At 64.7% G+C, this 24,266-nt stretch carries 29 protein-coding genes and 1 riboswitch; of the genes, 1 reads left to right on the top strand and 28 read right to left on the bottom strand.

Going from position 1 to position 24,266, the window contains the following annotated elements; translation table 11 throughout:
- Positions 1 to 31: 31 nt before the first annotated feature.
- From tatC to PQQ53_RS26405, 28 genes are all read right to left on the bottom strand, one after another.
- On the bottom strand, positions 32 to 814 hold the full coding sequence (gene tatC / locus PQQ53_RS26270; RefSeq protein WP_408146487.1) for a twin-arginine translocase subunit TatC: 783 nt from the start codon (positions 812 to 814) through the stop codon (positions 32 to 34).
- 34 nt (positions 815 to 848) lie between these two features.
- A complete protein-coding gene (tatB, locus tag PQQ53_RS26275) occupies positions 849 to 1,367 on the bottom strand; it encodes a Sec-independent protein translocase protein TatB (RefSeq protein WP_408146485.1) in 519 nt (172 codons plus the stop codon).
- A 39-nt stretch (positions 1,368 to 1,406) separates the two neighbouring features.
- Complete coding sequence (tatA, locus tag PQQ53_RS26280; RefSeq protein WP_408146483.1) at positions 1,407 to 1,646, bottom strand: Sec-independent protein translocase subunit TatA; 240 nt, start codon at positions 1,644 to 1,646, stop codon at positions 1,407 to 1,409.
- Positions 1,647 to 1,911: 265 nt separating this feature from the next.
- On the bottom strand, positions 1,912 to 2,277 hold the full coding sequence (locus PQQ53_RS26285) for a histidine triad nucleotide-binding protein (protein ID WP_408146481.1): 366 nt from the start codon (positions 2,275 to 2,277) through the stop codon (positions 1,912 to 1,914).
- A gap of 81 nt (positions 2,278 to 2,358) precedes the next feature.
- Entirely contained in the window at positions 2,359 to 2,754 is a 396-nt protein-coding gene (locus tag PQQ53_RS26290) for a DUF4870 family protein (protein ID WP_408327281.1), read from the bottom strand.
- Positions 2,755 to 2,838: 84 nt separating this feature from the next.
- Positions 2,839 to 3,222 carry a phosphoribosyl-ATP diphosphatase gene (locus PQQ53_RS26295; protein ID WP_408146478.1) on the bottom strand — a complete coding sequence of 128 codons (384 nt, stop codon included), beginning with the start codon at positions 3,220 to 3,222 and terminating at the stop codon, positions 2,839 to 2,841.
- A complete protein-coding gene (gene hisI, locus PQQ53_RS26300) occupies positions 3,219 to 3,629 on the bottom strand; it encodes a phosphoribosyl-AMP cyclohydrolase (protein ID WP_408327284.1) in 411 nt (136 codons plus the stop codon). Before hisI ends, PQQ53_RS26295 begins: the two co-directional genes overlap by 4 nt.
- Before the next feature lies 1 nt (position 3,630).
- Positions 3,631 to 4,404: an imidazole glycerol phosphate synthase subunit HisF gene (hisF, locus tag PQQ53_RS26305; RefSeq protein WP_408146475.1), complete on the bottom strand. Its 774-nt coding sequence runs from the start codon at positions 4,402 to 4,404 to the stop codon at positions 3,631 to 3,633.
- Positions 4,405 to 4,646: 242 nt separating this feature from the next.
- Positions 4,647 to 5,399 (bottom strand): 1-(5-phosphoribosyl)-5-[(5-phosphoribosylamino)methylideneamino]imidazole-4-carboxamide isomerase, encoded by a 753-nt coding sequence (gene hisA / locus PQQ53_RS26310; protein ID WP_121315844.1) that lies wholly within the window; start codon positions 5,397 to 5,399, stop codon positions 4,647 to 4,649.
- Positions 5,400 to 5,613: 214 nt separating this feature from the next.
- Entirely contained in the window at positions 5,614 to 6,255 is a 642-nt protein-coding gene (gene hisH / locus PQQ53_RS26315; protein WP_408146472.1) for an imidazole glycerol phosphate synthase subunit HisH, read from the bottom strand.
- A gap of 128 nt (positions 6,256 to 6,383) precedes the next feature.
- The gene (gene hisB, locus PQQ53_RS26320; protein WP_042329170.1) at positions 6,384 to 6,971 is read right to left on the bottom strand and encodes an imidazoleglycerol-phosphate dehydratase HisB; all 588 of its coding nucleotides are present in this window, start codon (positions 6,969 to 6,971) and stop codon (positions 6,384 to 6,386) included.
- Between the two features lie 67 nt (positions 6,972 to 7,038).
- Entirely contained in the window at positions 7,039 to 8,109 is a 1,071-nt protein-coding gene (gene hisC / locus PQQ53_RS26325; RefSeq protein ID WP_408327286.1) for a histidinol-phosphate transaminase, read from the bottom strand.
- A 183-nt stretch (positions 8,110 to 8,292) separates the two neighbouring features.
- Positions 8,293 to 9,627: a histidinol dehydrogenase gene (hisD, locus tag PQQ53_RS26330; protein ID WP_408155271.1), complete on the bottom strand. Its 1,335-nt coding sequence runs from the start codon at positions 9,625 to 9,627 to the stop codon at positions 8,293 to 8,295.
- Positions 9,628 to 9,690: 63 nt separating this feature from the next.
- Positions 9,691 to 10,377, bottom strand: coding sequence for an ATP phosphoribosyltransferase (gene hisG, locus PQQ53_RS26335; protein WP_408327289.1), 687 nt, complete (start codon positions 10,375 to 10,377; stop codon positions 9,691 to 9,693).
- Positions 10,374 to 11,636 (bottom strand): UDP-N-acetylglucosamine 1-carboxyvinyltransferase, encoded by a 1,263-nt coding sequence (gene murA, locus PQQ53_RS26340; protein ID WP_408327326.1) that lies wholly within the window; start codon positions 11,634 to 11,636, stop codon positions 10,374 to 10,376. The genes hisG and murA overlap by 4 nt, the downstream gene beginning before the upstream one ends.
- Positions 11,637 to 11,747: 111 nt before the next feature.
- Positions 11,748 to 11,987: a BolA family protein gene (locus PQQ53_RS26345; protein WP_007180203.1), complete on the bottom strand. Its 240-nt coding sequence runs from the start codon at positions 11,985 to 11,987 to the stop codon at positions 11,748 to 11,750.
- Positions 11,988 to 12,002: 15 nt separating this feature from the next.
- Entirely contained in the window at positions 12,003 to 12,767 is a 765-nt protein-coding gene (locus PQQ53_RS26350; protein ID WP_408146465.1) for an ABC transporter permease, read from the bottom strand.
- On the bottom strand, positions 12,764 to 13,696 hold the full coding sequence (locus PQQ53_RS26355) for an ABC transporter ATP-binding protein (RefSeq protein ID WP_408327292.1): 933 nt from the start codon (positions 13,694 to 13,696) through the stop codon (positions 12,764 to 12,766). Before PQQ53_RS26355 ends, PQQ53_RS26350 begins: the two co-directional genes overlap by 4 nt.
- Positions 13,697 to 13,995: 299 nt before the next feature.
- Positions 13,996 to 14,289 (bottom strand): STAS domain-containing protein, encoded by a 294-nt coding sequence (locus PQQ53_RS26360; RefSeq protein WP_408327295.1) that lies wholly within the window; start codon positions 14,287 to 14,289, stop codon positions 13,996 to 13,998.
- Positions 14,286 to 14,918 (bottom strand): MlaC/ttg2D family ABC transporter substrate-binding protein, encoded by a 633-nt coding sequence (locus tag PQQ53_RS26365; RefSeq protein WP_408146460.1) that lies wholly within the window; start codon positions 14,916 to 14,918, stop codon positions 14,286 to 14,288. Before PQQ53_RS26365 ends, PQQ53_RS26360 begins: the two co-directional genes overlap by 4 nt.
- A gap of 114 nt (positions 14,919 to 15,032) precedes the next feature.
- The gene (locus PQQ53_RS26370; protein WP_408155278.1) at positions 15,033 to 16,070 is read right to left on the bottom strand and encodes an MlaA family lipoprotein; all 1,038 of its coding nucleotides are present in this window, start codon (positions 16,068 to 16,070) and stop codon (positions 15,033 to 15,035) included.
- An 11-nt stretch (positions 16,071 to 16,081) separates the two neighbouring features.
- Complete coding sequence (gene mlaD, locus PQQ53_RS26375) at positions 16,082 to 16,621, bottom strand: outer membrane lipid asymmetry maintenance protein MlaD (RefSeq protein ID WP_408146456.1); 540 nt, start codon at positions 16,619 to 16,621, stop codon at positions 16,082 to 16,084.
- Between the two features lie 91 nt (positions 16,622 to 16,712).
- Complete coding sequence (gene mlaE, locus PQQ53_RS26380; RefSeq protein ID WP_408146454.1) at positions 16,713 to 17,480, bottom strand: lipid asymmetry maintenance ABC transporter permease subunit MlaE; 768 nt, start codon at positions 17,478 to 17,480, stop codon at positions 16,713 to 16,715.
- Positions 17,477 to 18,298 (bottom strand): ABC transporter ATP-binding protein, encoded by an 822-nt coding sequence (locus tag PQQ53_RS26385; protein WP_408146452.1) that lies wholly within the window; start codon positions 18,296 to 18,298, stop codon positions 17,477 to 17,479. The genes mlaE and PQQ53_RS26385 overlap by 4 nt, the downstream gene beginning before the upstream one ends.
- A 94-nt stretch (positions 18,299 to 18,392) precedes the next feature.
- A complete protein-coding gene (thiE, locus tag PQQ53_RS26390) occupies positions 18,393 to 19,496 on the bottom strand; it encodes a thiamine phosphate synthase (RefSeq protein ID WP_408327297.1) in 1,104 nt (367 codons plus the stop codon).
- Complete coding sequence (locus PQQ53_RS26395) at positions 19,493 to 20,308, bottom strand: thiazole synthase (RefSeq protein ID WP_408146448.1); 816 nt, start codon at positions 20,306 to 20,308, stop codon at positions 19,493 to 19,495. Before PQQ53_RS26395 ends, thiE begins: the two co-directional genes overlap by 4 nt.
- A 47-nt stretch (positions 20,309 to 20,355) precedes the next feature.
- The gene (thiS, locus tag PQQ53_RS26400) at positions 20,356 to 20,553 is read right to left on the bottom strand and encodes a sulfur carrier protein ThiS (RefSeq protein ID WP_121315856.1); all 198 of its coding nucleotides are present in this window, start codon (positions 20,551 to 20,553) and stop codon (positions 20,356 to 20,358) included.
- Between the two features lie 65 nt (positions 20,554 to 20,618).
- The gene (locus PQQ53_RS26405; RefSeq protein ID WP_408327299.1) at positions 20,619 to 21,749 is read right to left on the bottom strand and encodes an FAD-dependent oxidoreductase; all 1,131 of its coding nucleotides are present in this window, start codon (positions 21,747 to 21,749) and stop codon (positions 20,619 to 20,621) included.
- 231 nt (positions 21,750 to 21,980) lie between these two features.
- Positions 21,981 to 22,104, bottom strand: a riboswitch (TPP riboswitch).
- Positions 22,105 to 22,513: 409 nt separating this feature from the next.
- On the opposite strand from PQQ53_RS26405, the gene PQQ53_RS26410 reads away from it, so the two are divergent.
- Positions 22,514 to 24,265 (top strand): ABC transporter ATP-binding protein/permease, encoded by a 1,752-nt coding sequence (locus PQQ53_RS26410; protein ID WP_408146444.1) that lies wholly within the window; start codon positions 22,514 to 22,516, stop codon positions 24,263 to 24,265.
- The last annotated feature ends 1 nt before the right edge of the window (position 24,266 follow it).

The following is a 24,266-nucleotide window of genomic DNA, read 5'->3' on the forward strand; positions in this document are numbered from 1 at the left end:
GCTTTTCTGCAAGACCCCGGCATGTGTCAATTCAACCCGGCGGCGAACTCGCGTCTTCGACCGCGATCGGCTGCTTGCGGACAATCAGGCGCGCCGCAATGATCCCCGCTTCGTAGAGCACGATCAGCGGAATCGCCAGGATCAGTTGCGAGAACACGTCCGGCGGCGTCACCACGGCCGAGATCACGAACGCGCCGACGATCACATACGGCCGGATCTCCTTGAGCTTCTTCAACGTGACGACGTTCATGCGAACCAGCAGCACGACGACGATCGGCACTTCGAACGTCACGCCGAACGCGATGAACATGGTCAGCACGAAGCTCAGGTAGTTGTCGATGTCGGTGGTCATTTCCGCGCCGAGCGGCGCGTTGTAGTGCGCCATCACGCGGAAGATGGTCGGGAACACCACGAAGTACGCGAACGCCATGCCGCACAGGAATAGCGTGTAGCTGCTGGCGACCAGCGGCACGACCAGCTTCTTCTCGTGCTGATAGAGACCCGGCGCGACGAACGCCCAGATCTGGTACAGCACGATGGGCAGTGCGATCACGAACGCGACCAGCATGGTCACCTTCATCGGCACGAAGAACGAGCCGGTGACGTCGGTGACGATCATCTTGCCGTCCTTCGGCAGGTTCTGCATCAGCGGGCGCGCCAGCAGCCGGAAAATATCCGGCGCCCAATACACGAGTCCGATGAACACCACGATGACGGAAAGGCCCGCGCGGATGATGCGGTCGCGCAATTCGACGAGGTGTGAAATGAAGGTCTCTTCAGTGCCTTCGTTCTGGGTATGCTGGGGGTCGCTCACACCGGCCCTCGGTTAGAGATTGTCGTTCTGATCATCAGAAGAACCGCGTCGGACGACGCAAGGTGGCGGGCGTATGCCGCGCGACGCGCGCCGCCCCCGATTGCACGCGCGTGCGCCGCGTGGTGGCGCGTTTGTACCAGGTGGGCATGGCGGTCTGCTTGACACGCCAGTTCTTGCGCTTGGACGCCGTGGCCGGCGTGCTGGTCTGCCACGGCGAATTGCCGACGTCTTCGAGCGCGCCGCCGGCAATGCTCGGCGACACCGACGTGCCGCTGTTCCACGCGTCGTTCAGTTCGCTCTCGTGCTTGCGCAGATTGTCCTGAACAGAGGTTTCGACATTGCTCGCGGCCGTTTCGAACTCGGTCTTCATGCGCCGCAATTCGTCGAGCTCGATTTCGCGCGTCACTTCGGACTTCACGTCGTTGATATACCGCTGCGCGCGGCCGAACAGCGCGCCCGCCGTGCGGGCGACGCGTGGCAGGCGCTCCGGTCCGAGTACGACCAGCGCGACGACGCCGATCAGCGCCATCTTGGTTAGACCGAGGTCCAGCATGAAGTGGAATGTCCGTCAGTAACGCGGGTGAGCCGCGGCTTAGCGGTAATCGCCGGAACGCGGCGCTTTTTCCTTCGCATCCACATCCACGGCGCCGTTGCGCGGTAGTTCGCGCTGCTGCGCGTCACCTGCCGGCGTTTCGGCTTCCTTCATGCCTTCCTTGAAACCCTTCACCGCGCCGCCCAGGTCGGTGCCGATATTGCGCAGCTTCTTCGTGCCGAACACGAGCGCCACGATCAACAACACGATCAGCCAATGCCAAATGCTCAACGAACCCATGACTACTCTCCTTAACCCCGACACCGCACCGCGATGCGGCAAAATTCGTGCGCCTTGCGGCGTGACCGAAGCGCTTGCGTTTGCTCTGTCGCGCTTGCGCTTCCTCTATACGTGACCGCGGACTGCTCCGATTCAACCGGCGACATGACGAATGTCATTGTGGCCGAACGATCGCGTCGTCGTTATTACAGTGCTTAAAAAACGACAGCTGCGCTATTGTCCACGACCAAAACTTGCAGCGGGCATACATGACCCCGCTTTTGCGTCAGCCCATCCGTTGCCACGGACGCGGTCCCGCGAGAATGTGCGCATGCAGGTGATACACCTCCTGGCCGCCGCCGGGGCCGGTATTGATTACCGTGCGAAAACCCGTTTCGCCGCCGGTGTAGGCAACCCCGAGCTGATCGGCCAGACGCGCCACCAAGACGATCATTCTACCAAGCAGAGGCGCGTCGCTATCGGTGCAATTCGACAGTGTGGCGATGTGTTTGCGCGGGATCACCAGCACATGCGTGTCGGCCGCCGGACGGATGTCGCGGAAGGCAACGAACTCTTCGTCTTCGTGGACTTTGGTCGATGGGATCTCGCCAGTGGCGATCTTGCAGAAAAGGCAGTTCGGATCGTGACTCATCGTATTCCTGACGCGGTATGACTGGGGCGCGAAGCGACGCGGCAAGATTCGAGCAAAGCCCGATAAACGGGCGTACTACACTCAGACCCAGGCACGCGGATTCGCAAGCGGCTTGTTATCGTACAGATACAGCCAGCCTTTGATAATACGGTACAACATCCAGATGCTGACGGCCCACAGAACCGGTATGCCGATCACGACGAGCAACAGCATGGCCCCGATCGCGTAACCAAGCAGACACAGCCAGAACGAACGGATCTGCCATTCGAAGTGGGCTTCATACGGCGTGCCCGCTACGTCGGGCCGCTTCACGGAGTTGATGATGATCGCGATCAGGATCGTCAGGCCGCCCGTCAGCCAGTGGACCGCGTATAGCGCATACAGCACGTGGGTGAGCGTGCGCAGACTGCGTTCGCGTTCCGGCTCCATCGCGTGGCGATAAACCGGCGGCGGGTAGCTCTCGTGCGGCTGTTCCATGCTTGCGTCCTCCCGATGATGCGCTCAGATGCGTTCAGTGCAATATGGGCGCCGGTGCGCGCGGCTTCAAGCCGGGCCTGCCGATCAATCGCCGTTCTGCTCGCGTTCGCGGCTCTTGCGCAGCGCCTTTTCCTCGATACCCGACAGGCCTTCGCGGCGCTCGAGTTCGGCGAGCACGTCCGCCGGACTCAGATCGAAGTGCGACAGCATCACGAGGCAATGGAACCACAGGTCCGCGACCTCGCCGACCAGCGCCTTCGGCGCGCCGCCGTGGCGCGCGTCCTTGGCGGCCAGCACGACTTCGGTGGCCTCTTCGCCGATCTTCTTGAGCACCGCGTCATCGCCCTTGTGGAACAGGCGCGACACGTAGGAAACGTCCGGGTCGCCGCCCTTGCGGCTGTCGATGATCGCCGCGAGGCGCAGCAAGGTATCGGCGGTAGACGACGTGGTTGGCGTGGATTGCGTCATTTGTAGATGTGTTCGGGGTCTTTCAGCACGGGATCGGCGGCGAGCCAGTCGCCATCGTCCACCGAGCCTTCGAATTTCTGGAAAAAGCACGAGTGGCGGCCGGTGTGGCACGCGATGCCCGACACCTGCTCCACTTTCAGCAGCACGACGTCTTCGTCGCAATCGAGCCGCACTTCGTGCACGTGCTGCACGTGGCCGGACTCCTCGCCCTTGAACCACAAACGCTGACGCGAACGCGAAAAGTACACCGCACGGCCCAATTCGATGGTCTTCGCCAGCGCTTCGCGGTTCATCCACGCGAACATCAGCACGTCGTTGGTCGACGCTTCCTGCGCGATCACCGGCACGAGGCCGTTCGCGTCCCACTTCACCTTATCGAGCCAATTCACCGCCGAGGGATTCACCACGTCACAACCTCACCGAAATGCCTTGATCGGCCATGAAGCGCTTGGCCTCGCCCACGGTGTGCTCGCCGTAGTGGAAGATGCTCGCGGCCAATACCGCATCTGCGTGGCCGCTCCTGATGCCATCGGCCAGATGCTGCAGGTTGCCCACGCCGCCCGACGCGATCACCGGAACGGGCACGGCGTCCGACACCGCGCGCGTGAGCGCGAGGTCGAAGCCGCTCTTGGTGCCGTCGCGGTCCATGCTGGTCAGCAGGATTTCGCCGGCGCCGAGTTCGGCCATCTTGCGCGCCCATTCGACCGCATCGAGGCCGGTGGCCTTGCGCCCGCCGTGCGTGAAGACTTCCCAGCGCGGCGGCTCGCCGTCCGCGGACACGCGTTTCGCATCGATCGCAACGACGATGCACTGCGAGCCGTATTTGTCGGTTGCGTCTTTGACGAGCTGCGGGTTCGCGACCGCCGACGAGTTCATGCTGATCTTGTCCGCGCCTGCGTTCAGGAGGCGCCGCACGTCTTCGACCGCGCGCACGCCGCCGCCGACCGTCAGGGGAATGAACACCTGCGAGGCGACCGCTTCGATGATCGGCAGGATCAGATCGCGCTGGTCGGAGGTGGCGGTGATGTCGAGGAAGGTGAGTTCGTCGGCGCCCTGATCGTCGTAACGGCGGGCGATTTCGACGGGGTCGCCCGCATCGCGCAGTTCGACGAAGTTGACGCCCTTGACCACGCGTCCGGCCGTGACGTCGAGACAGGGGATGATGCGTTTAGCTAGAGCCATGATCTTGCAATTCTGCCAATACCGCTGATGAGGCCGCTCGCCCGGGGGCTTGCGGCGCTATGCCGGCGCGACCCGCCGCGAGGCTGCCGAGGCTGGATCACGCCGCGAGTGAAGCTCGGCCGCGACGCGTTGTTCCGCGGACGAAGCACCGCGTCCGTGGCGCACGCCGCACGATCGGTCTACCGCGACGGCCGGCGCTCGGGGCTCGGGGCTCGGGGTCTCGCCGCGAGCCCGAATCGGGGTTACGCGTCGTCCGATTCGCGCAGCCGGTCCGCGAGCGTCTGCGCCGCCGCGAAGTCGAGATCGCCCGAGTAGATCGCACGGCCGCAAATCACGCCTTCAATGCCCTCGTCTTCGACTTCGCACAGCGATTCGATGTCAGCGAGGTTCGACAGACCGCCGCTCGCGATCACTGGAATCTTCACCGCGCGCGCGAGGCGCACCGTCGCTTCGATGTTGATGCCTTGCAGCATGCCGTCGCGGCCGATGTCGGTGTAGATGATCGACTCGCAGCCGTAATCCTCGAACTTGCGCGCGAGATCGGCGACTTCGTGGCCGGTCAGCTTGCTCCAGCCGTCGGTCGCGACCTTGCCGTCTTTCGCATCCAGCCCGACGATGATGTGGCCGCCGAACGCCGTGCACGCATCCTGCAGAAAGCCCGGATTCTTGACCGCCGCGGTGCCGATGATCACGTACGACAGACCGTCGTCCAGATAGCGCTCGATCGTGTTCAGGTCACGGATACCGCCGCCCAGTTGCACGGGAATCTCCCCGCCCACTTCCTCGATGATCGCCCGGATCGCCTCTTCGTTCTTCGGCTTGCCGGCAAACGCGCCATTCAGGTCGACGAGGTGCAAACGGCGGGCGCCACGCTCGACCCAATGTCGGGCCATCGCCGCCGGTTCCTCGGAAAATATCGTCGCCTGGTCCATATCGCCTTGTTTGAGGCGTACACACTGACCATCTTTCAGGTCGATGGCGGGAATCAGCAGCATAGCAATCGGGTGTTGTCTGGGAAGGGGTTGAAGGTCGGCGGCAGCGGCTGATGAGCCAGTCCGCCAAAACGCCGTTTCGCTAGTTTAGTACAAGTCTTTCGACGCCCTTGCTGAGCGTCCTCTGCAAGCGAAATCGCAGTGCCGCGGTTACGGCGCGCGGCAGCCGCCGCATTTGCGGCGCAATGGCGCGCAGCAACCGGATGAAAAAAGGCGCTCACGGGTTCCAGTGCACGAAGTTGCGATACACGCGCAGCCCCGCGTCAGCGCTCTTTTCCGGGTGGAATTGGGTGGCGAAGATGTTATCGCGCGCCACCGCCGAGGTAAAGGGCACGCCGTACACCGTTTCGCCCGCGGTATGAGCCGCGTTGTCCGGCTGCACATAATAGCTGTGCACGAAATAGAAAAATGCGTTGTCCGCGACGCCGTCCCACAGCGGATGCGGCTGCGCCTGGCGCACGCGGTTCCAGCCCATTTGCGGGACCTTGAAGCGCGAGCCGTCGTCCTGCACCTGGCCTTCCAGGTCGAAGCGCAGCACCTTGCCCGGCAGCAGACCGAGGCCCGGCGTGTCGCCTTCCGCGCTCCAGTCGAACAGCATCTGCTCGCCGACGCACACGCCCATCAGCGGCTTGCTGCGCGACGCCTCGATCACGGCTTCCTGCAAGCCGGACTCGCCGAGACTGCGCATGCAGTCGGGCATCGCACCCTGGCCGGGCAGCACCACGCGGTCGGCCGTGCGGATCGCTTCCGGCCGGTCGACGATCGCGACGTCCGCTTCCGGCGCAGCCTTGCGCAATGCCTGGGCAACCGAACGCAGGTTGCCCATTCCGTAATCCACAATCGCTATCGAAGTTTTCATTTCAAGTTTGGCGGCAACGCCGTCAATCGATCGACGGTGAGGTCCGGCGCCGAACGACGGTCGGCCGACGCGCGATCCTGGTCAATGAGTCGTCTGAAGTTGAGCGGCTGAATGCGGCTTGGTTAGGCTTAAAGGCTGCCCTTGGTCGACGGAATCTGCCCCGCCGCGCGTTCGTCCATTTCCGTGGCCATACGCAACGCCCGGCCGAATGCCTTGAACACCGTTTCCATCTGATGGTGAGCGTTCAGGCCGCGCAGGTTGTCGATATGCAGCGTGACGCCCGCGTGATTCACGAAGCCGCGGAAAAACTCGATCGACAGATCGACGTCAAACGTGCCGATGCGCGCGCGCGTGAACGGCACGTGGAATTCGAGGCCCGGGCGGCCGGAAAAATCGATCACGACGCGCGACAGCGCTTCGTCGAGCGGCACGTACGAATGACCGTACCGGCGGATGCCCTTGCGGTCGCCGATCGCCTTCGCGACGGCCTGGCCGAGTGTGATGCCGGTGTCTTCGACCGTGTGATGGTCGTCGATATGCAAGTCGCCATGCGCTTCGATCTCGAGGTCGAACAGGCCATGCCGTGCGATCTGGTCGAGCATGTGGTCCAGAAACGGCACACCGGTGGCCAGCTTCTGCTGACCGGTGCCGTCCAGGTTGATCTTCACACGGATCTGCGTTTCGCTGGTGTTGCGAACGACTTCCGCAAGGCGCATGGTAATTCCTCGAATCTAGCTAGAAAGCGATAGTAGTGTGGGATGGGAAAACGGCAATGCCGTTCGTTCAGTGCAGCACGAGCTTCAGGCCGGCCAGCAATTGCGCATTCTCCTCCGGCGATCCGACGGTCAAACGCACGCAATTGGCCAGCAATGGATGCATTTTACTCACGTTTTTGATCAGAACCCGCGCAGTGAGCAGGGTTTCGAACATAACGGACGCATCGGGCACGCGCACCAGCAGGAAGTTGCCGGCGCTCGGGAACACTTGCGCGCCCGGCAACGCGGCGACCGCCTGCGCGAGCCTCGTGCGTTCTTCGCGCAATTGCGCGGCTTGCGCATCGAGCACGTCGACGTGGTCGAGCAGGAAATCGGCGGCAGCCTGCGTCAGCACGTTGGTGTTGTACGGCGGCCGCACTTTGTCGAACTCGGTCAGCCACGCGGGCTTGCCGACCAGGTAGCCGAGACGGATGCCGGCGAGGCCGAGCTTGGACACCGTGCGCATCACGACGACGTTGTCGAACGCGTCGGCGCGCGGCAGCCAGCTTTGCTGCGCGAACGGCTGATACGCCTCGTCGATCACCACCAGGCTCTTGCCCGCCGCGGCGATGATGCGTTCCATGTCGGCGTCGTCGAAAAGCGTGCCGGTGGGGTTGTTTGGATACGCGAGATAGACGATCGCCGGTTCGTGCTCAGCGATCGCGGCGAGCATCGCTTCGGTATCGAGCGCGAAGTCCGCCTTCAACGGCACGCCCACGAATTCGAGATTCGCCAGCTTCGCCGACATCTGGTACATCACGAAACCCGGCACCGGCGCGAGCACCTTCGCACCCGGCTTCGCGCACGCGACCGACACCATGCTGATGATTTCATCCGACCCGTTGCCGAGCAGCACGTCGCAGCCGGCCGGCACGCCCATCACGCGCTTGATCTTTTCGATCAGCGCGTCCGGGCGCGGCGCCGGGTAGCGGTTCAGCGCGACGCCGGCGAGATGCTCGCCCAGATGCGCGGCCAGGACCGGCGGCAGCGGAAACGGATTTTCCATCGCGTCGAGCTTGATGAAGCCCGTGGCGTCCGGAACCGGATAGCTCGTCATCGCGAGCACGTCGCGGCGGATGATGTCTTGAGGTGTCGTCATAGCAGTGTGGAACCGGCCGCGAAGGAAGATGCCGGCCGGGCATCGGCGGCGCACGGGCCGCCCTGGTTGGTCTCTATTGTCGTTTTGAACGGGAGGGCAACGAGCACGCGCAGTCCGTCGCTGAAGATTGGGGGCACCGGTTCGCTGGCTGCCCGCTTATCTTCCGTGTCCGACTCGCCGCGCCTAGCCGCGATCGTTGTTGTTCTGCCGCATCCGGTATTCAGCGCTGCGGGCATGCGCCTGCAGGCCTTCGCCATACGCGAGTTCAGCGGCGATCTCGCCGAGTGTCTGCGCGCCTTCCGCGCTGACTTCGATCACGCTCGAGCGCTTGAAGAAATCGTAGACGCCCAGCGGCGACGAGAACCGTGCGGTACGCGAGGTCGGCAGCACGTGATTCGGTCCCGCGCAGTAGTCGCCGAGGCTCTCGCTGGTGTAGCGGCCGAGGAAGATCGCGCCTGCATGGCGAATCAGCTGGCCCCACTGATGCGGCTCCAGCGCGGAGATTTCGAGGTGTTCCGGGGCGATGTCGTTGGCGATCGCGCAGGCTTCCGCCATGTCGCGCACCTTGATCAGCGCGCCGCGCCCTTCGAGCGACGCGCGGATCACGTCCTGGCGCGGCATGGTCGGCAGCAATTCGTTGATTGCATCGTGCACGCGCGCGATGAACGCGTCATCCGGGCACAGCAGGATGGATTGCGCGAGTTCGTCGTGCTCGGCTTGCGAGAACAGGTCCATCGCGACCCAGCGCGGGTCGGTGGTGCCGTCGCACAGCACGAGAATTTCCGACGGCCCGGCGATCATGTCGATACCGACCGTGCCGAATACGCGGCGCTTGGCCGATGCGACGTACGCGTTGCCGGGGCCGCAGATCTTGTCGACCGCCGGCACGGTTTGCGTGCCGTAAGCCAACGCGCCCACCGCCTGCGCGCCGCCGATCGTGAACACGCGATCCACGCCGCCCAGCAGCGCGGCCGCCAGCACGAGCGGATTTTTCACGCCGTCCGGCGTGGGCACGACCATGACGATTTCGCGCACGCCGGCCACACGCGCCGGAATCGCGTTCATCAGCACCGACGACGGATAGGCGGCCTTGCCGCCCGGCACGTAGATGCCCGCGCGATCGAGCGGCGTGACCTTCTGGCCAAGCACCGTACCGTCGGCCTCGGTGTACTGCCAGCTATGGCTGCCGCACTCGATCTTCTGCTTCTCGTGGTAGCCGCGCACGCGCGCCGCCGCCGCTTCGAGCGAGGCGCGCCGCTTCGGCTCCAGACCTTCGAGCGCCGCTTCCAGCTCGGCCATCGGCAGCTCCAGCGCGGCGACGCTCTTCGCGTCGAGCCGGTCGAAGCGGTTCGTGTACTCGAGCACCGCCGCGTCGCCGCGCGCCTTCACGTCGTTCAGAATCTGCGCGACCGAGCGCTCGATTGCTTCGTCTTCGCTCGCCTCGAACGCGAGCACCGCATGCAACGACTTGTGGAAGTCGGAAGCGGTGGAATCGAGTTTGCGAATCTTGATAGACATACGGGTATCCGTTTTCGGTAAGGCGCGCTTTACAGCGTGGTCACAACATTGTCGGGCCGCCGATCAGCCGGCTTTCGACGCACGTTCGAACGCGTCGAGAATCGGCCGCAGCGCGGCGCGCTTCAGTTTCAGCGCCGCCTGGTTCACGACGAGGCGCGACGAGATCTGCATGATCTCCTCCACCTCGACAAGATTGTTGGCGCGCAAGGTATTGCCCGAACTCACCAGGTCGACGATCGCATCGGCGAGGCCGACGAGCGGCGCCAGTTCCATCGAACCGTACAGCTTGATCAGATCGACGTGTACCCCCTTGGCGGCAAAATGCTCACGTGCGGTCTCAACGTACTTGGTCGCCACGCGCAGGCGCGCGCCCTGGCGCACCGCCTTCGCATAATCGAAACCCGCGGCGACTGCGACCGACATCCGGCAACGCGCGATATCCAGGTCCACCGGCTGATACAGGCCGCTGCCGCCATGCTCGAGCAGCACGTCCTTGCCCGCCACGCCGAAATCGGCCGCGCCGTATTCGACATAGGTCGGCACGTCGGTGGCGCGCACGATGATCACGCGCAGGTTCGCGTCGGTGGTTGGCAGAATCAGCTTGCGCGAGGTTTCCGGATCCTCGGCCACTTCGATGCCGGCTGCCGCGAGCAACGGCAGCGTTTCTTCGAAGATACGCCCTTTCGACAACGCCAGCGTGAGCGGCGCGCTCACCGCCGGCGACGACGACGTTTGCGGCATCGAACTCATGCCTGGCTCCCGGACACGCGGCGCACCTTCGCGCCGATCGCGTTGAGCTTGGTCTCCATCCGGTCGTAGCCGCGATCCAGGTGATAGATACGGTCGATCAGCGTCTCACCTTCGGCACGCAGCGCGGCAATCACGAGACTCGCGGACGCGCGCAGGTCGGTGGCCATCACCATCGCGCCCGACAGCTTGTCGACGCCATTCACGAGCGCGGTGTTGCCGTCGATCGTGATGCTCGCGCCAAGGCGGTTCAATTCCTGCACGTGCATGAAGCGGTTCTCGAAGATCGTTTCGACGACCTGCGAGGTGCCTTCCGCGATCGTGTTCAGCGCCATGAACTGCGCCTGCATGTCGGTCGGGAACGCGGGGTATTCGGAGGTGCGGAACGTGACGGCGCTCGGACGCTTGTCCATGCGCACGCGCATCCAGTCGTCGCCTTCTTCGATCGTGACGCCCGCTTCGCGCAGCTTTTCGGTCACGGCTTCGAGAATCAGCGGACGCACTTTACGCAGCGTGACGTCGCCGCCGGCTGCCGCCACCGCGCACAGGAACGTGCCGGCTTCGATGCGATCCGGAATCACCGTGTGCTTCGCGCCATGCAGCTTGTCGACGCCCTGGATCACGAGACGGTCCGTGCCGATGCCTTCGATCTGCGCGCCCATCGACACCAGCAGATGTGCGAGGTCGCCGACTTCCGGCTCACGCGCCGCGTTCTCGATGACCGTTTCGCCTTCGGCCAGCACCGCCGCCATCAGCAGGTTTTCGGTGCCGGTCACGGTGATCATGTCGGTGACGATGCGCGCGCCCTTCAGACGCTTCGCGCGGGCTTCGATGAAGCCGTGCTCGATCGTGATCTCGGCGCCCATCGCCTGCAGGCCCTTGATGTGTTGATCGACCGGACGCGCGCCGATCGCGCAGCCGCCCGGCAGCGACACCCGCGCGTGGCCGAAGCGCGCGACCAGCGGGCCGAGCACGAGAATCGACGCGCGCATGGTCTTCACCATCTCGTACGGCGCGACGACGTTGTCGACCTTCGATGCGTCCAGCGTCACGCGGCCTTCGCCGCTCTCGATGCGCACGCCCATCTGGCCGAGCAGCTTGAGCATCGTGCGTACGTCCTGCAGGTCGGGCACATTGTCCAGATGCACCGGTTCCGCGCTGAGCAAACCCGCGCACAGGATCGGCAACGCCGCATTCTTCGCACCCGAGACGACGACTTCACCCGACAGCGGGTAGCCACCTTCAATGACGAGTTTATCCATGCCTGTCAGTTCCTGATTGACCCGGACTTCGGCCGGGGCTGCATTGAGCGTGTTCGACGCGCCGCTACCGGCGTCGCGTCCTTCTTGAGTAATTCGCACTAAATTTCCAGATTACGCGTTCTGCCATTCGGCGGGCGTCAGCGTCTTCATGCTGAGCGCGTGGATTTCTTCGCGCATGCGGTCGCCGAGCGCCGCATACACCAGTTGATGACGCTGGATCGGGCGCTTGCCTTCGAAGCTCGGCGACACGATGGTCGCGAAGAAGTGCTGGCCGTCGCCTTCGACTTCGAGATGCTGGCAAGCGAGCCCAGCCGCAATGTATTGCTTGACCTGTTCGGGAGTCGGCAACATGAGAGAAGCTCCTGATCAGTGGCGCAGTTTGTAGCCGGAAGCGAGCATGCGCATCGCTACCACAGCCAGCACCACGAAGAAACCGGCGACAATCGCAAGGCTCACGAGCGGATTGATATCCGACATCCCGAAGAACCCATAGCGAAAGCCGTCGATCATGTAGAAAAAAGGATTGAGACGCGACACTTCGCGCCAGCCCGGCGGCAGCGTATGCGTCGAGTAGAACACGCCCGAGAGGAACGTAAGCGGCATGATCAGAAAATTCTGGAACGCGGCGAGCTGGTCGAACTTCTCCGCCCAGATACCGGCGATCAGACCGAGCGTGCCGAGAATCGCCGCGCCGAAAATCGCGAACAGAATGATGTAGAGCGGCGCGGTGAAGCTGAGCGGCACGAACCAGATTGTCACGATGAACACGCCGAAGCCAACCGCGAGCCCGCGCGCCACGGCAGCGAGCACATAGGCGGCGAACATCTCGTAATGCGACAGCGGCGGCAGCAGCACGAACACGAGGTTGCCCGTGATCTTCGACTGGATCAGCGACGACGAACTGTTCGCGAACGCGTTCTGCAGCACGCTCATCATCACGAGACCCGGAATCAGGAAGCTCGTGTATTCGACGCCCGGATAGACCTGCACGTGGTCGCGCAATGCGTGGCCGAAGATGGTCAGATAGAGCAGCGCAGTGATGACCGGTGCGAGCACGGTCTGGAACGCCACCTTCCAGAAACGCAGCAACTCCTTGTAAAACAGCGTACTGAATCCACTGTAGCCGCTCATGCAAGCCCCTCGATCACTTCCGGACCGTTCATCACCTGAACGAACACATCTTCGAGGTCGGCCTTGCGGACCTCGATTTCTTCGAATGTACAGCCCGCTGCGCGGCACTGCGCGAGAATCCGTTCGACCTCGTCGTAGCTCGTGAGGCGCAGCAGATGCTGACGGCCATTGCCGTTGCCCGCGCCACTTTCCGCTTCGAGCGGACGCAGCTCGGCAGGCAGCACGCCCTGCGCGAAACGCACGAACAACTGCATGCCGGCAAAGCGCTGCAGCAGCGTGCTGGTGCGCTCCAGCGCGACCACTTCACCACGCCGCAACATCGCGATGCGGTCGCACAGCGACTCGGCTTCTTCCAGATAGTGCGTGGTCAGCACGATGGTGTGGCCTTCGCGGTTCAGGCGCGAGATGAATTTCCACAACGTCTGACGCAGCTCGACGTCGACGCCCGCGGTCGGTTCGTCGAGCACGATCACCGGCGGGCGGTGCACCAGCGCCTGCGCGACCAGCACGCGACGCTTCATGCCGCCCGACAGCGCGCGCATGTTGGCGTCGGCTTTATCGGTGAGGTCGAGATTGGCCATGATCTCGTCGATCCACGCGTCGTTGTTGCGTAGCCCGTAGTAGCCGGACTGGATGCGCAAGGTTTCGCGGACGGTGAAAAACGGATCGAACACGAGCTCCTGCGGGACCACGCCGAGCGCGCGGCGCGCGTGGCGGAAGTCGGCCACGACGTCGTGGCCGCGTACCGCGATGCTGCCTTCATCGGCGCGGGCGAGGCCGGCGAGGATGCTGATGAGCGTCGTCTTGCCCGCGCCGTTCGGACCGAGCAGTCCGAAGAACTCGCCTTCTTCGACTGTGAGGCTGACGCCCTTGAGCGCCTGCAAGTCCTTGTAGCGCTTCTTGACGTTACGAATTTCTATGGCTGACATGACTGTGGGCCGCGTGGGTCGCAGCGCCTAAATGAACCCTGTGGGAGCCTGGAGGCAGCCCAGAGCAGGGTCAACAAAATGCTGGGAGAACGGAATTGGGGCCGGTGACGAGCACCAAAAAACGTTTGATTATAGGGCAAAAATCAGCAAGCCCGACTCGACTGGGAGGATTGGGAGTGACGCGGACGGAGCGTCAATGTCGCGTTGATGCAGCGATGATGGGAGGAAGCGGTGTAAGCGCTAAAGCGGGAAGCCCGGGGCCTCGCGCTGCGTGGGGCCGTGCGTAAGCGCTAAAGCGCCTAGGCAGCTCGACACACCAACGTATCGACGCCGTAGGCCTGGGCGAGACTGGCGAGACCAGCCGGCAGATTGACGATCTCGAACTTGACGCCGCGTGCCTGGGCGGCACGCTCCCACGCGAGAAACACAGCCAGTGCGGATGAATCGAATTGCGCGAGCGGCGTGCAATCCACACCGGTCGCGCCGGCCGAGATGCGTTGCAAACCCGCCGAGAGCGCGGCCTTCGCGCTCTCGTGGGTCAACGATGCGCCGCTCTCGAAGCGGTTCGCGACGGCGCTCAGCCCTTCGCTCACGACTGCTTGCCCGCGGCGAGTTGCTGGTTGCGCTGCGTGAGGAACTGGATCAGCCCGTCGACGCCCTTCTGCTGGATCTGCTCATTGAATTGCTGCTGATACGCCTGGATCAGCCATGCGCCGAGCACGTTGATGTCATACACGCGCCAGCCTTGCGGCGTCTTGTACAGACGGTAGTCGAGTTCGATCGGCGAGCCGTTGTTCATCACCACCGAGCGCACCACCGTGTCGGTGTCGTCCGGATTCATGCGGAACGGCTTGTACTGGATCTGCTGGTCGCGCACCTGCGCGAGCGCGCCCGAGTACGTGCGGATCAGCAGCATCTTGAACTGCTCGACGACCTGGTTCTGCTGCTCGGGCGAGGCGGTGCGCCAGTTACGGCCCATCGCCAGTTGCGTGGTGCGGCGAAAATCCATGTACGGCAGGATCTTTTCGTTGACGAGACGGGTGATGTGCGAAATGTCGCCCTGCTGGATCGACTTGTCGCCGCGCACCGCGTCGACCACCTGCTGGGTGACGGTCTTGATCAGGACGTCGGGCGAATTCGTGTCCACGGTTTGCGCCGATGCCCCGGCACTCACGAAGGAAAACAACACGGCGAACAACGGAATCAGGAAAAGTTTTTTCATATCGAGCCTAGCCTTAAAAGTAGTGCAAGCGTTTGAGGCGACCTTAGCACGCGAGTTCGACGGCAATCCATGCGCAAACTGCGAGAGTCGTATCGATCTGTTACCGCCGCACGTTCAGCGCAATTTGAATGACGGAAAGTTGAAACGCGACGGCGGAACCAGTTGGCCGGCCGGAATTTGCGTCGTTTCGGGACCGCCGTTCAGGTCGAGCGGTGGCGTTTCCGACTCGCCCGCCGCGGCTCCCGACGCAGCTCGCGGCGGCGTCGCGACGACCGGGCCGGATGCTGGCGCAGCCTTCGCAGCAGCAGCTTGCGTGCCCGCCGCGGCGCCGGCCGTTCCGGTGACCGCACCGGCAGGCGCGGCGGCCGCGCCTGCCGCGCCGTCGACGTCCTCGTCGTACTTCGGCAGCGGCGCTTCGTCGTCGTAGTTCGGCAGCTCCTGCGTGCGCCGGCGGCCGTCCGACAGCAGATACTGGCGGCGTTGCAGATACGCGTTACGCACGAAGGAGTATTTGTCGAGCGCGGCGCCTTCCAGCACGTCGCTCGCACTCAGCAGATTCGCGCGCACGTTGACGATGTTCAGGCCGTACAGCGCCCAGCTCAGACCCGGCGGGTCGATGTAGCTCAGCGGGTTCACATAGTAGTTGCCGACCGAGCCGACCGCGTCACGCACCGTGCTCGGGCCGAACAGCGGCAGCACCAGGTACGGCCCCGGCGGCACGCCGTAGTGACCGAGCGTCAGACCGAGGTCGTTCTCGTGCTTGGGCAGCTTGGCGAGCGTCGCCACGTCGAACAGGCCGCCGACACCGAACACCGTGTTGATCACGATCCGCATGATGTCCTGCACGCCGTCGGTAATCTTCAACTGCAGCAGGTTGTTCGCCGCGATGTAGACGTCGCCGATGTTCGAGAAGAAGTTCGTCACACTGTCGCGCACCGGCTGCGGAGTCGCCCACACGTAGCCCTTGGCGACCGGCTTCAGCGCGTACTGGTCGATCTTGTCGTTGACGGTGAAGATGGTGCGGTTCAGGCCTTCGAACGGATCGCCCTTGGTGGGCGTTTCCACCGTGGCGCAGCCGGCCAGCACCGCGGCCGCCACCACGATCGTGCCCAACTGGAAGGCGCGCACGCCTCCGATGCGTGTGGTCTGCATTCGTGTTCTCCTTATTGACCGGCCGCGCCGGCGGCAGACGAACCCGGCGCCGCAGCCGCCGGGGCGGGCGCGGCCGTCGCGGGCTTCGACGCCCCCGAATCCGCGGCCTTGCTATACAGGAACTGGCCGATCAGATTTTCCAGCACGATCGCCGATTGCGTCATCGAAATCGTGTCGCCGGCCTTCAGCATTTCGGTGTCGCCGCCGGGTTCGAGTCCGATGTACTGCTCGCCGAGCAGACCCGAAGTCAGGATCTTCGCGGAGGTGTCTTTCGGAAACTGGTACTGCTTGTCGAGATCGATCACCACGACTGCCTGATACGCATTGCTGTCGAAGCCGATCGACGCAACCCGGCCCACCGTCACGCCCGCGCTTTTCACCGGCGCGCGCGCCTTCAGCCCGCCGATATTGTCGAACTTCAGCTTGACCGGGTACGTTGCCTGGAAAGACAACGAGCTCATGTTGCCGGCCTTCAGCGCGAGAAACAGCAACGCCACGAAACCCAACACCACGAACAGGCCGACCCAGAAGTCGAGAGCAGTCTTTTTCATCGTCATCCCAAAGTGAATCTGCCACGCCGCCAACGCTGCCCGCCGCGCGCGTCCAGTGACGCGTCGCCGGCGGCCAACGTGCCGCGCAGTCTTAGCTGAACATCAGTGCGGTCAGCAGAAAATCGAGCCCGAGCACCGCCAGCGACGCATACACGACCGTTTTGGTCGTCGCGCGCGACACGCCTTCCGGCGTGGGCTTGGCTTCGTAGCCCTGAAACAGCGCGACGAAGGTCACCGCGAGGCCGAACACCACGCTCTTGACGACCCCGGCGCCGACATCGCGCCAGACGTCCACGCCCCCTTGCATCTGCGACCAGAACGCGCCCGCGTCGACGCCGATCAGCAGTACGCCCACCACATAACCACCCAACACGCCGACCGCGCTGAAAATCGCGGCGAGGACCGGCATCGCGACAATGCCGGCCCACAGGCGCGGCGCGACCACGACCTTGACCGGGTCGACCGCCATCATTTCCATCGCGGTGAGTTGCTCGCCCGCCTTCATCAGGCCGATCTCGGCCGTGAGCGACGTGCCGGCGCGGCCGGCAAACAGCAGCGCGGTCACCACCGGTCCGAGTTCGCGCACGAGCGACAGCGCGACCAGCAGGCCCAGCGCCTGCTCGGAACCGTACCGATTGAGCGTGTAATAGCCCTGCAACCCAAGCACGAAGCCGACGAACAGCCCCGACACGGCAATGATCACCAGCGAATAATTACCCACGAAGTGGATCTGCTTCGTGACAAGGCGCGGACGACGCAGCAACGGGAAGAACTCGAGCAGCAGCCGGAAGAAAAAACGCGTGGCGTAGCCGGCCGTGCCGAGCCCGCCGATCACCGAGCGACCGATCGCACTGATCATGACTGGCCTCCGCCGATGCCGAAGTCCGCCGCCAGCGACGCCTTGCTCGGATAGTGGAATTTGAACGGGCCGTCCGGGGCGCCGTCGATGAACTGCCGCACTGTCGGATCGGCCGACGCGCGAAGTTCGGCCGGCGTGCCTTCGGCGTGGACCCCGCCGTTGGCGAGAAAGTAGACGTAATCGGCGATCGCGAACGATTCAGGCACGTCGTGCGTGACCAGGATCGAGGTGGCGCCCAGCGCCTGGTTCAGCGCGCGGATCAGGTTCGCGGTAATGCCGAGCGAGATCGGATCGAGACCGGCGAACGGCTCGTCGTACATCATCAGTTCGGGGTCGAGCGCGATGGCGCGCGCGAGCGCCACGCGCCGCGCCATACCGCCGGAAATCTCCGACGGCATCAAGTCGCGCGCGCCGCGCAAGCCGACCGCGTTGAGCTTCATCAGCACGAGGTCGCGCAGCAATTCTTCGGGGAGATCGGTGTGCTCACGCAGCGCGAAGGCCACGTTTTCGAACACCGACATGTCGGTGAACAGCGCGCCGAACTGGAACAGCATGCCCATTTTGCGGCGCAGCGCGTAAAGGCCGTCGCGCGTCTGCTGGCCGACGTCCTGGCCGTGAAAGAGGATCTGGCCGCGCTGCGCGCGCACCAGACCGCCGATCAGACGCAGCACCGTGGTCTTGCCGCAACCCGAGCCGCCCATGACCGCGACGACCTGCCCGCGTTTGAAGCGCAGATTCAGGCTCGACAGGACGAGCCGGTCGCCGTAACCGAAGTCGACGTCGCGCAGCTCGAGTAAGGTCTCGGGGGAGGAAGACACGAAACTGACAGTCCTTTTACACGGAAGGCCGAATTATAGGGCCATCATGCAAAAGCTGCCGTGAGGTGCCCTGTCTCTAAAATAAGCCTGACGATTATTGCGTAAACGCTTGCTGCAGCGCAGAAACGGCGGCCGCCGGATCGGCTGCTTCCGTGACCGCGCGCACCACCGCAGCACAGCCGACACCCGTCGCCAGCACGTCGGGCAGCACCTGCAGTTCGATGCCGCCAATCGCCACCAGCGGCACGACACCGTCGAGCAGACGCACGTAGCGCGCAAGGCGCTTGAGACCCTGCGGCGCGGTGGGCATGACCTTGGTCGTGGTCGGAAACACCGCGCCCAATGCAATGTAGCTCGGCCGAAAATGCAGCGCTTTCAGAATCTCGTAGAAACCGTGCGTCGACAGACCCAGCCGGATGCCGGCGGCGGCCAGCGCGGAGAGGTCGGCGGTATGCACGTCTTCCTGACCGAGGTGGACGCCATACGCGCCCGCTTCGAGCGCGGCCTGCCAGTGGTCGTTGATGAATACCTGAGCGTCGTGCGCGCGTCCGGCGGCCACGCAGCGGGCGATTTCGCGCTTCAGCTCATCGGCGGGTTCGGCCGATTTGCGGCGCAACTGCACCGTCTTCACGCCGAAGCCCACCACCCGCTCGACCCATTCCGCGCTCGGCAGCACCGGATACAGGCCAAGCCGGTCCGGGCAGCGCGCGAACGCTTGCGCGGGCGCGGCCGGCAAACCGGCAAGGCGCGGGAATCGCGCGATGTCGGCCGGAAAGGCGTCGTCGGCGCGAGTTTCGTCGCCGTCGCGCCACGCGAGCGCCAGCACCAGCGCATCGTGCGGGTCGAAACCACAGTCGAGAAACGCGGCCAGCGCGGCAATCCAGTCGTCCGCCAGATGACCTTCGAGGCGGTACTTCTCGCCGCCCAGATGCAGCGTGGCCGTGTCCTGCGCCGCTTCAACCACGCCGGCGCCCTGCACCAGCCAGCGCGCCATCTGCTCGCCGTGCTGCTGGGCGTCGGCGATCACGATCAGGTCGCCGCCGTTGGGCTCGTCCGGCGCGGTCAGGCAGATGCGCCACGGCGCATGCGTCGGCGGCCAGTCGCCGAGGCGCGCGCGGATGCGCTCGGTGGCTTCGGTGAGTTCGTCGGCGGGCGGCCAGAACAGGTCGCGATGCTTCAATGCCAGTGTTTGCGTCATGCGGCGCTCCCGTCTTGGTGCCAGAACGGCATGCCGACCACCGGCGTGCTCGCGTGCGCGCTTTCGCGCTCGGCCATCGGCCCCGCCAGAAAAGCCTGGCGGCCCGCTTCGACGCCCAGCGCGAACGCGCGCGCCATCGCATCGGGGTGCGTCGCCTGCGACACTGCGGTGTTCAGCAGCACGCCGTCGAAACCCCACTCCATCACCTGCGCCGCATGCGACGGCACGCCGAGCCCGGCGTCGACGATCAGCGGCACGTCCGGCAGCCGCTCGCGCAGCACCCGCAGCCCGTAAGGGTTGATCACACCCTTGCCGGTGCCGATCGGCGCGCCCCATGGCATCAGCGCTTCACAACCGGCGTCGAGCAGACGGCGGCCGATCACGAGGTCTTCGGTGCAATACGGCAGCACCTTGAAGCCGTCCTTGATCAACTGCGCGGCCGCTTCGATCAGCCCGACGGGGTCAGGCTGCAACGTGTAGTCGTCGCCGATCAGTTCGAGCTTGATCCAGTCCGTTTCGAAGATTTCTCGCGCCATGTGCGCGGTAGTCACCGCCTCGCCGACTGTCAGGCAGCCGGCCGTGTTCGGCAGCAGCGGCACGCCGTGGCGCTTGAGCAGATCGAAGAAGCCGGCTTCGGCGCCGCCTTCGTTCATCTGCCGGCGCAGCGCGACGGTGACCATGCCGGGGCGCGCCGCGTCGATCGAATCGGACAGCGACTGCAGCGACGGATAGCGCGAGGTGCCGAGCAGCACGCGGCTCGCGAAGGATTGGCCGTACAGCGTGAGCGCGTCGGCGGTTTGGGGGGAAGTCATTTGCATCATCGGGTCTCCGGCAAGGCGTGGCGGGCGGCGGGCAACGCTTAGCCGCCGGCCACGGGTTGCACGACGTCGAGCCGGTCGCCCGGCTGCAGCGCGCGCGCCGCATGCTGGGTGCGCGCGACGAAATCGCCGTTCAGCGCGACCGCGAACGGCGGGCGCGCGCCGTACGCGGCGAGCGCATCGGCGACGGTCGCGCCTTCGGGCAGCGACAACGGCTTCTGATTGATATGAATGTCCATGGTGTTCGAATGCGGTTCAATCGATGGCGAAAGCGGCGGGCGAGCGGCATGGGAGCGCGCAACGCTCATGCCGGCTCCCGCGCGCAATCCTGTTGGAAAAGCTCGCTCCAGCGCGCGTCGCGGCGCCAGTCGGCGAACGCGTCGGCATCGCCGATACGGCCGTCGAGCAGCGCCGACGCGAAGCGCACGGCTTCGTCGGCGACTTCGGGCACGATCATGTAGCCGTGCCGGTACAGCCCGTTCACGCGCAGTGTCCGCGCGCCGTCCCACAGGAGCGCCGGACGGTGGTCCGGCAAGGTCGGGCGGCACTGCGAATTCAGTTCCAGGATGCGTGCCTCGCCGAAGCCCGGATGTACGGAAAACGCCGCGCTCAGCAGTTCGAGCGCGGAGCGCACGCTGACCGGCGACATGTCCTCGCCTTCGACTTCAGTAGCGCCGATCACGTACAGGTCGTTCTGCTTCGGCGCGATATAGAGCGGATAGCGCGGATGCAGCAGCCGCACCGGGCGCGTCAGGTTGATACCTGGCGCATGCACCCGCGCGACTTCGCCGCGAATGCCCCGCAGCGTGGGCAGCACGGGCTTCGCACCGAGGCCCCGGCAGTCGATCGTGATGCGCGCGGACGGCAGCGACTGCTCGTCGACGGGCGTGTTCCAGTGAGCGTCGACGCCGCGCTGGGCAAGCCCCGCGGCCAACGCGGCCAGCACCTGGCGGTTGTCCAGTTGGCCTTCACGCGGCAGCAGCCAGCCCTGATTGAAGCGGCCCGCCAGCGCGGGCTCGGCCGCGCCGACCTGGGCGCCCGCCAGCGTCACGAAACCGCCGTCGAGCAGGTCGGCCGGCGCGTTCGAGCGAACCCGGCGCTCGAACAGCGGCGCTTCGGTGCGGTCGGCATGATGCCAGACGACCAGCGTGCCATTGCGCTGGAAGAACACCGGCTCGGGCAATTCGGCCAGCAACTGCGGCCAGGTATCGAGCGAACTCGCGCCGAGACGCGTGATCAGCAGCTCGGCGCTGGCGGCTTCGGCGAGCGGCGCGAGCATCGCCGCGGCGACCCACGCGGCGGCCTGCGAACCGGCGGCGTCGCCGCGCTCATACAGCGCCACGCGATGTCCCTGGCCCGCCAGACGCCACGCGACCAGCCGGCCGCAAAGACCGCCGCCGAGGACGGCGAAATCAGGTTGGGCGGACCGGTTCATCGCGCGGACTCCCGCGTGGGCGCCGCTCTACGGCGGCAAGCAAGGCTGAAGCACGACGCACCGACGGCGACGTAGCGAAGAGCAAAACACATATCTGAAGAATAGGCGGTCATCGAGTCCTTTCCGTACGGCAAAAAAACGCACGTACCCAGGACGAAACCGGCGGGTGAAGCCGGCCGGACAATACGCGCGCACTTACGTACGGACGCCGTCCGGCGGGGAATGGAAGACTGGCTGCTTCCGGAAACTTCCCGCGCCGGTATTACCCGGATCGGGTGCAAAGGGTCTCTCTCAGCCTCGCCGCCGCAGCCTGAAAATCAAGCCGCCTGTGGGCGAAGCACCCCTGTTTCGTCACAGGTCATTAGACCATAAAAGGCGCGGCACCCGCAAACCAGCGGCTCGCGCGCGCAGCCGGCGTTTGATCCGGCACCTTGTTTCATTGCATCGATGTGGGCGGGACCCGGCGCTCTGGCACAATGCCGGGACCGGATGCCGCAAGCGCGCCTCGCCGCATGCGCGACGGGCGGCGCCAAGGCGAGGCCCTTAAGCGAAAATTAATTTTCGCTTAAGGGCCTCACGCCAGAATCGGGCGCTCGCCTGGACGCGCGTTCGCCGAAACACGTCGCCCGGGCAGGTATCGCACCGCCGTCGCAGAGCGGCCCAACATTGGGCCGCTTCGCGGCGCAATAGCCCGACATGGGCCGGCCGGAGTCGGGTCGGCGCTTCGGATCAGCACTTCGGGCCTGCACTTCATCAGGACGCTCATGACACCCAATATTTCTGCCAGCCCCGCGCTACCGCCCGACGAAAAAGTCTCCGCCTGGAGCCTGATCAAACCCTACTGGGTTTCCGAAGAACGCAAGACGGCGTGGGGCTTGCTCGTTGCGATCATCGTGATGAACCTGCTCGTCGTGTGGATCAACGTGCGCCTGAACCGCTGGAGCGCCGACTTCTACAACGCGCTGCAATCCAAGAACGTGCACGATTTCCCGCACCTGCTGATGGTGTTCTCGGGACTCGCGTTCGGCTTCATCATCCTCGCGGTGTACGGGCGATACCTGCGTCAGATGCTCGGCTTCCGCTGGCGCCAGTGGTTGACCACGCGCTATCTGAACGAGTGGCTGCACGACAGCGCCTTCTACCGGATCGAACGCGACCGGCTCGCCGACAACCCCGACCAGCGGATCAGCGACGACCTGCAATCGTTCGCCACCACCACGCTGTCGCTGACGCTCGATCTGCTGTCCACGGTCGTCACGCTGGTGTCGTTCATTACGATCCTGTGGTCGCTGGCCGGTGCGTTGACCATCTCGCTCGGCGGCATGCCGTTGCAGATTCCCGGCTACATGGTGTGGGCCGCGGCACTGTATGCGGTGGTCGGCTCGCTGATCATCCAGAAGGTCGGCCATCCGCTCGTGTCGATCAACTACCAGGCGCAGAAAGTCGAAGCGGATTTCCGTTTCGGCCTGATCCGGCTGCGTGAGAACGCCGAACAGATCGCGTTCTACAACGGCATGGACACCGAGAAGTCGAACGCGCACTCGCTGTTCGGCCGCATCCGCGACAACTGGTGGCAGGTGATGAAGTACACCAAGCGGCTCACCTTCGTGCTGAGCTTCTACGGCCAGATCGCGATCATCTTTCCGCTGGTGGTCGCCGCGCCGCGCTACTTCGCGGGCGCCTTCACCTTCGGTGTGCTGATGCAGATTTCGAGCGCGTTCGGCACTGTCAGCGATTCGTTCTCGTGGTTCATCAATAGTTATGCGAGCCTCGTCGAATGGCGCGCCACCGTGAACCGGTTGCGCGAATTCAAACGCGTCGTGCATGCGCCGCGCCTGAAGGAATCGGTCTCGCCGGCTACCGAGCATGGCGGCATCAACCTGCATTTCGTCGACGCCGATCAGCTTTCCACCGAAGGCCTCAAGCTCGCTCTGCCGAACGGCAACCCGCTGTCGCGCATCCGCGATATCGCGATTCAACCGGGCTCGCGCTGGCTGGTGCGCGGTCCGTCCGGCTCGGGCAAGAGCACGCTGATGCGCGCGCTCGCCGGCCTGTGGCCGTTCGGCGACGGCTCGATCGACGCACCGGTCAACGCGCGCATGATGTTCATTCCGCAGGTCAGCTACATGCCGATCGGCACGCTCAAAGCGGCGCTCACCTACCCGTCCTCGGCCGCCACCTACACCGACGAAGAGTGCCGCGAAGCGCTCGTCATCTGCCATCTGTCGGAGTACGCCGACCGCCTGCAGGAGTCCGGACACTGGACCCGCATCCTGTCGCCGGGCGAACAGCAACGCCTCGCCGCCGCGCGCGTGCTCCTGCACAAGCCCGACTACCTGTTCCTCGATGAAGCGACCAGCGCGCTCGACGCGGAAAACGAAGCACGTCTGTATCGCCTGTTCACGGAGCGGCTGCCGAAGGCGGCGATCGTCAGCGTTGCGCATCGCGAATCGCTGGCGGCGTTCCACGACGAAACGCTCGACGTCGAACGTGCGGGCGAAGCGGTCGCGGCCTGAC

Origin of the sequence: Paraburkholderia strydomiana (assembly GCF_046030495.1) — a bacterium.
Taxonomy (GTDB): Bacteria; Pseudomonadota; Gammaproteobacteria; order Burkholderiales; family Burkholderiaceae; genus Paraburkholderia; species Paraburkholderia strydomiana_A.

Coding starts and splice junctions, on each gene's coding strand:
- PQQ53_RS26350 (WP_408146465.1), bottom strand. CDS start 12,767: ATGAGCGGCTACAGTGGATTCAGTACGCTGTTTTACAAGGAGTTGCTG.
- thiS (WP_121315856.1), bottom strand. CDS start 20,553: ATGGACATTCATATCAATCAGAAGCCGTTGTCGCTGCCCGAAGGCGCG.
- PQQ53_RS26370 (WP_408155278.1), bottom strand. CDS start 16,070: ATGCAGACCACACGCATCGGAGGCGTGCGCGCCTTCCAGTTGGGCACG.
- hisA (WP_121315844.1), bottom strand. CDS start 5,399: ATGCTGCTGATTCCCGCCATCGACCTGAAAGATGGTCAGTGTGTACGC.
- hisC (WP_408327286.1), bottom strand. CDS start 8,109: ATGACGACACCTCAAGACATCATCCGCCGCGACGTGCTCGCGATGACG.
- hisD (WP_408155271.1), bottom strand. CDS start 9,627: ATGTCTATCAAGATTCGCAAACTCGATTCCACCGCTTCCGACTTCCAC.
- hisF (WP_408146475.1), bottom strand. CDS start 4,404: ATGGCTCTAGCTAAACGCATCATCCCCTGTCTCGACGTCACGGCCGGA.
- hisG (WP_408327289.1), bottom strand. CDS start 10,377: ATGAGTTCGATGCCGCAAACGTCGTCGTCGCCGGCGGTGAGCGCGCCG.
- tatB (WP_408146485.1), bottom strand. CDS start 1,367: ATGCTGGACCTCGGTCTAACCAAGATGGCGCTGATCGGCGTCGTCGCG.
- PQQ53_RS26290 (WP_408327281.1), bottom strand. CDS start 2,754: ATGGAACAGCCGCACGAGAGCTACCCGCCGCCGGTTTATCGCCACGCG.
- PQQ53_RS26410 (WP_408146444.1), top strand. CDS start 22,514: ATGACACCCAATATTTCTGCCAGCCCCGCGCTACCGCCCGACGAAAAA.
- PQQ53_RS26395 (WP_408146448.1), bottom strand. CDS start 20,308: ATGACTTCCCCCCAAACCGCCGACGCGCTCACGCTGTACGGCCAATCC.
- PQQ53_RS26355 (WP_408327292.1), bottom strand. CDS start 13,696: ATGTCAGCCATAGAAATTCGTAACGTCAAGAAGCGCTACAAGGACTTG.
- PQQ53_RS26405 (WP_408327299.1), bottom strand. CDS start 21,749: ATGAACCGGTCCGCCCAACCTGATTTCGCCGTCCTCGGCGGCGGTCTT.
- tatA (WP_408146483.1), bottom strand. CDS start 1,646: ATGGGTTCGTTGAGCATTTGGCATTGGCTGATCGTGTTGTTGATCGTG.
- mlaE (WP_408146454.1), bottom strand. CDS start 17,480: ATGATCAGTGCGATCGGTCGCTCGGTGATCGGCGGGCTCGGCACGGCC.
- hisB (WP_042329170.1), bottom strand. CDS start 6,971: ATGCGCCTTGCGGAAGTCGTTCGCAACACCAGCGAAACGCAGATCCGT.
- mlaD (WP_408146456.1), bottom strand. CDS start 16,621: ATGAAAAAGACTGCTCTCGACTTCTGGGTCGGCCTGTTCGTGGTGTTG.
- PQQ53_RS26285 (WP_408146481.1), bottom strand. CDS start 2,277: ATGAGTCACGATCCGAACTGCCTTTTCTGCAAGATCGCCACTGGCGAG.
- murA (WP_408327326.1), bottom strand. CDS start 11,636: ATGGATAAACTCGTCATTGAAGGTGGCTACCCGCTGTCGGGTGAAGTC.
- hisH (WP_408146472.1), bottom strand. CDS start 6,255: ATGAAAACTTCGATAGCGATTGTGGATTACGGAATGGGCAACCTGCGT.
- PQQ53_RS26295 (WP_408146478.1), bottom strand. CDS start 3,222: ATGACGCAATCCACGCCAACCACGTCGTCTACCGCCGATACCTTGCTG.
- PQQ53_RS26345 (WP_007180203.1), bottom strand. CDS start 11,987: ATGTTGCCGACTCCCGAACAGGTCAAGCAATACATTGCGGCTGGGCTC.
- PQQ53_RS26365 (WP_408146460.1), bottom strand. CDS start 14,918: ATGAAAAAACTTTTCCTGATTCCGTTGTTCGCCGTGTTGTTTTCCTTC.
- thiE (WP_408327297.1), bottom strand. CDS start 19,496: ATGACGCAAACACTGGCATTGAAGCATCGCGACCTGTTCTGGCCGCCC.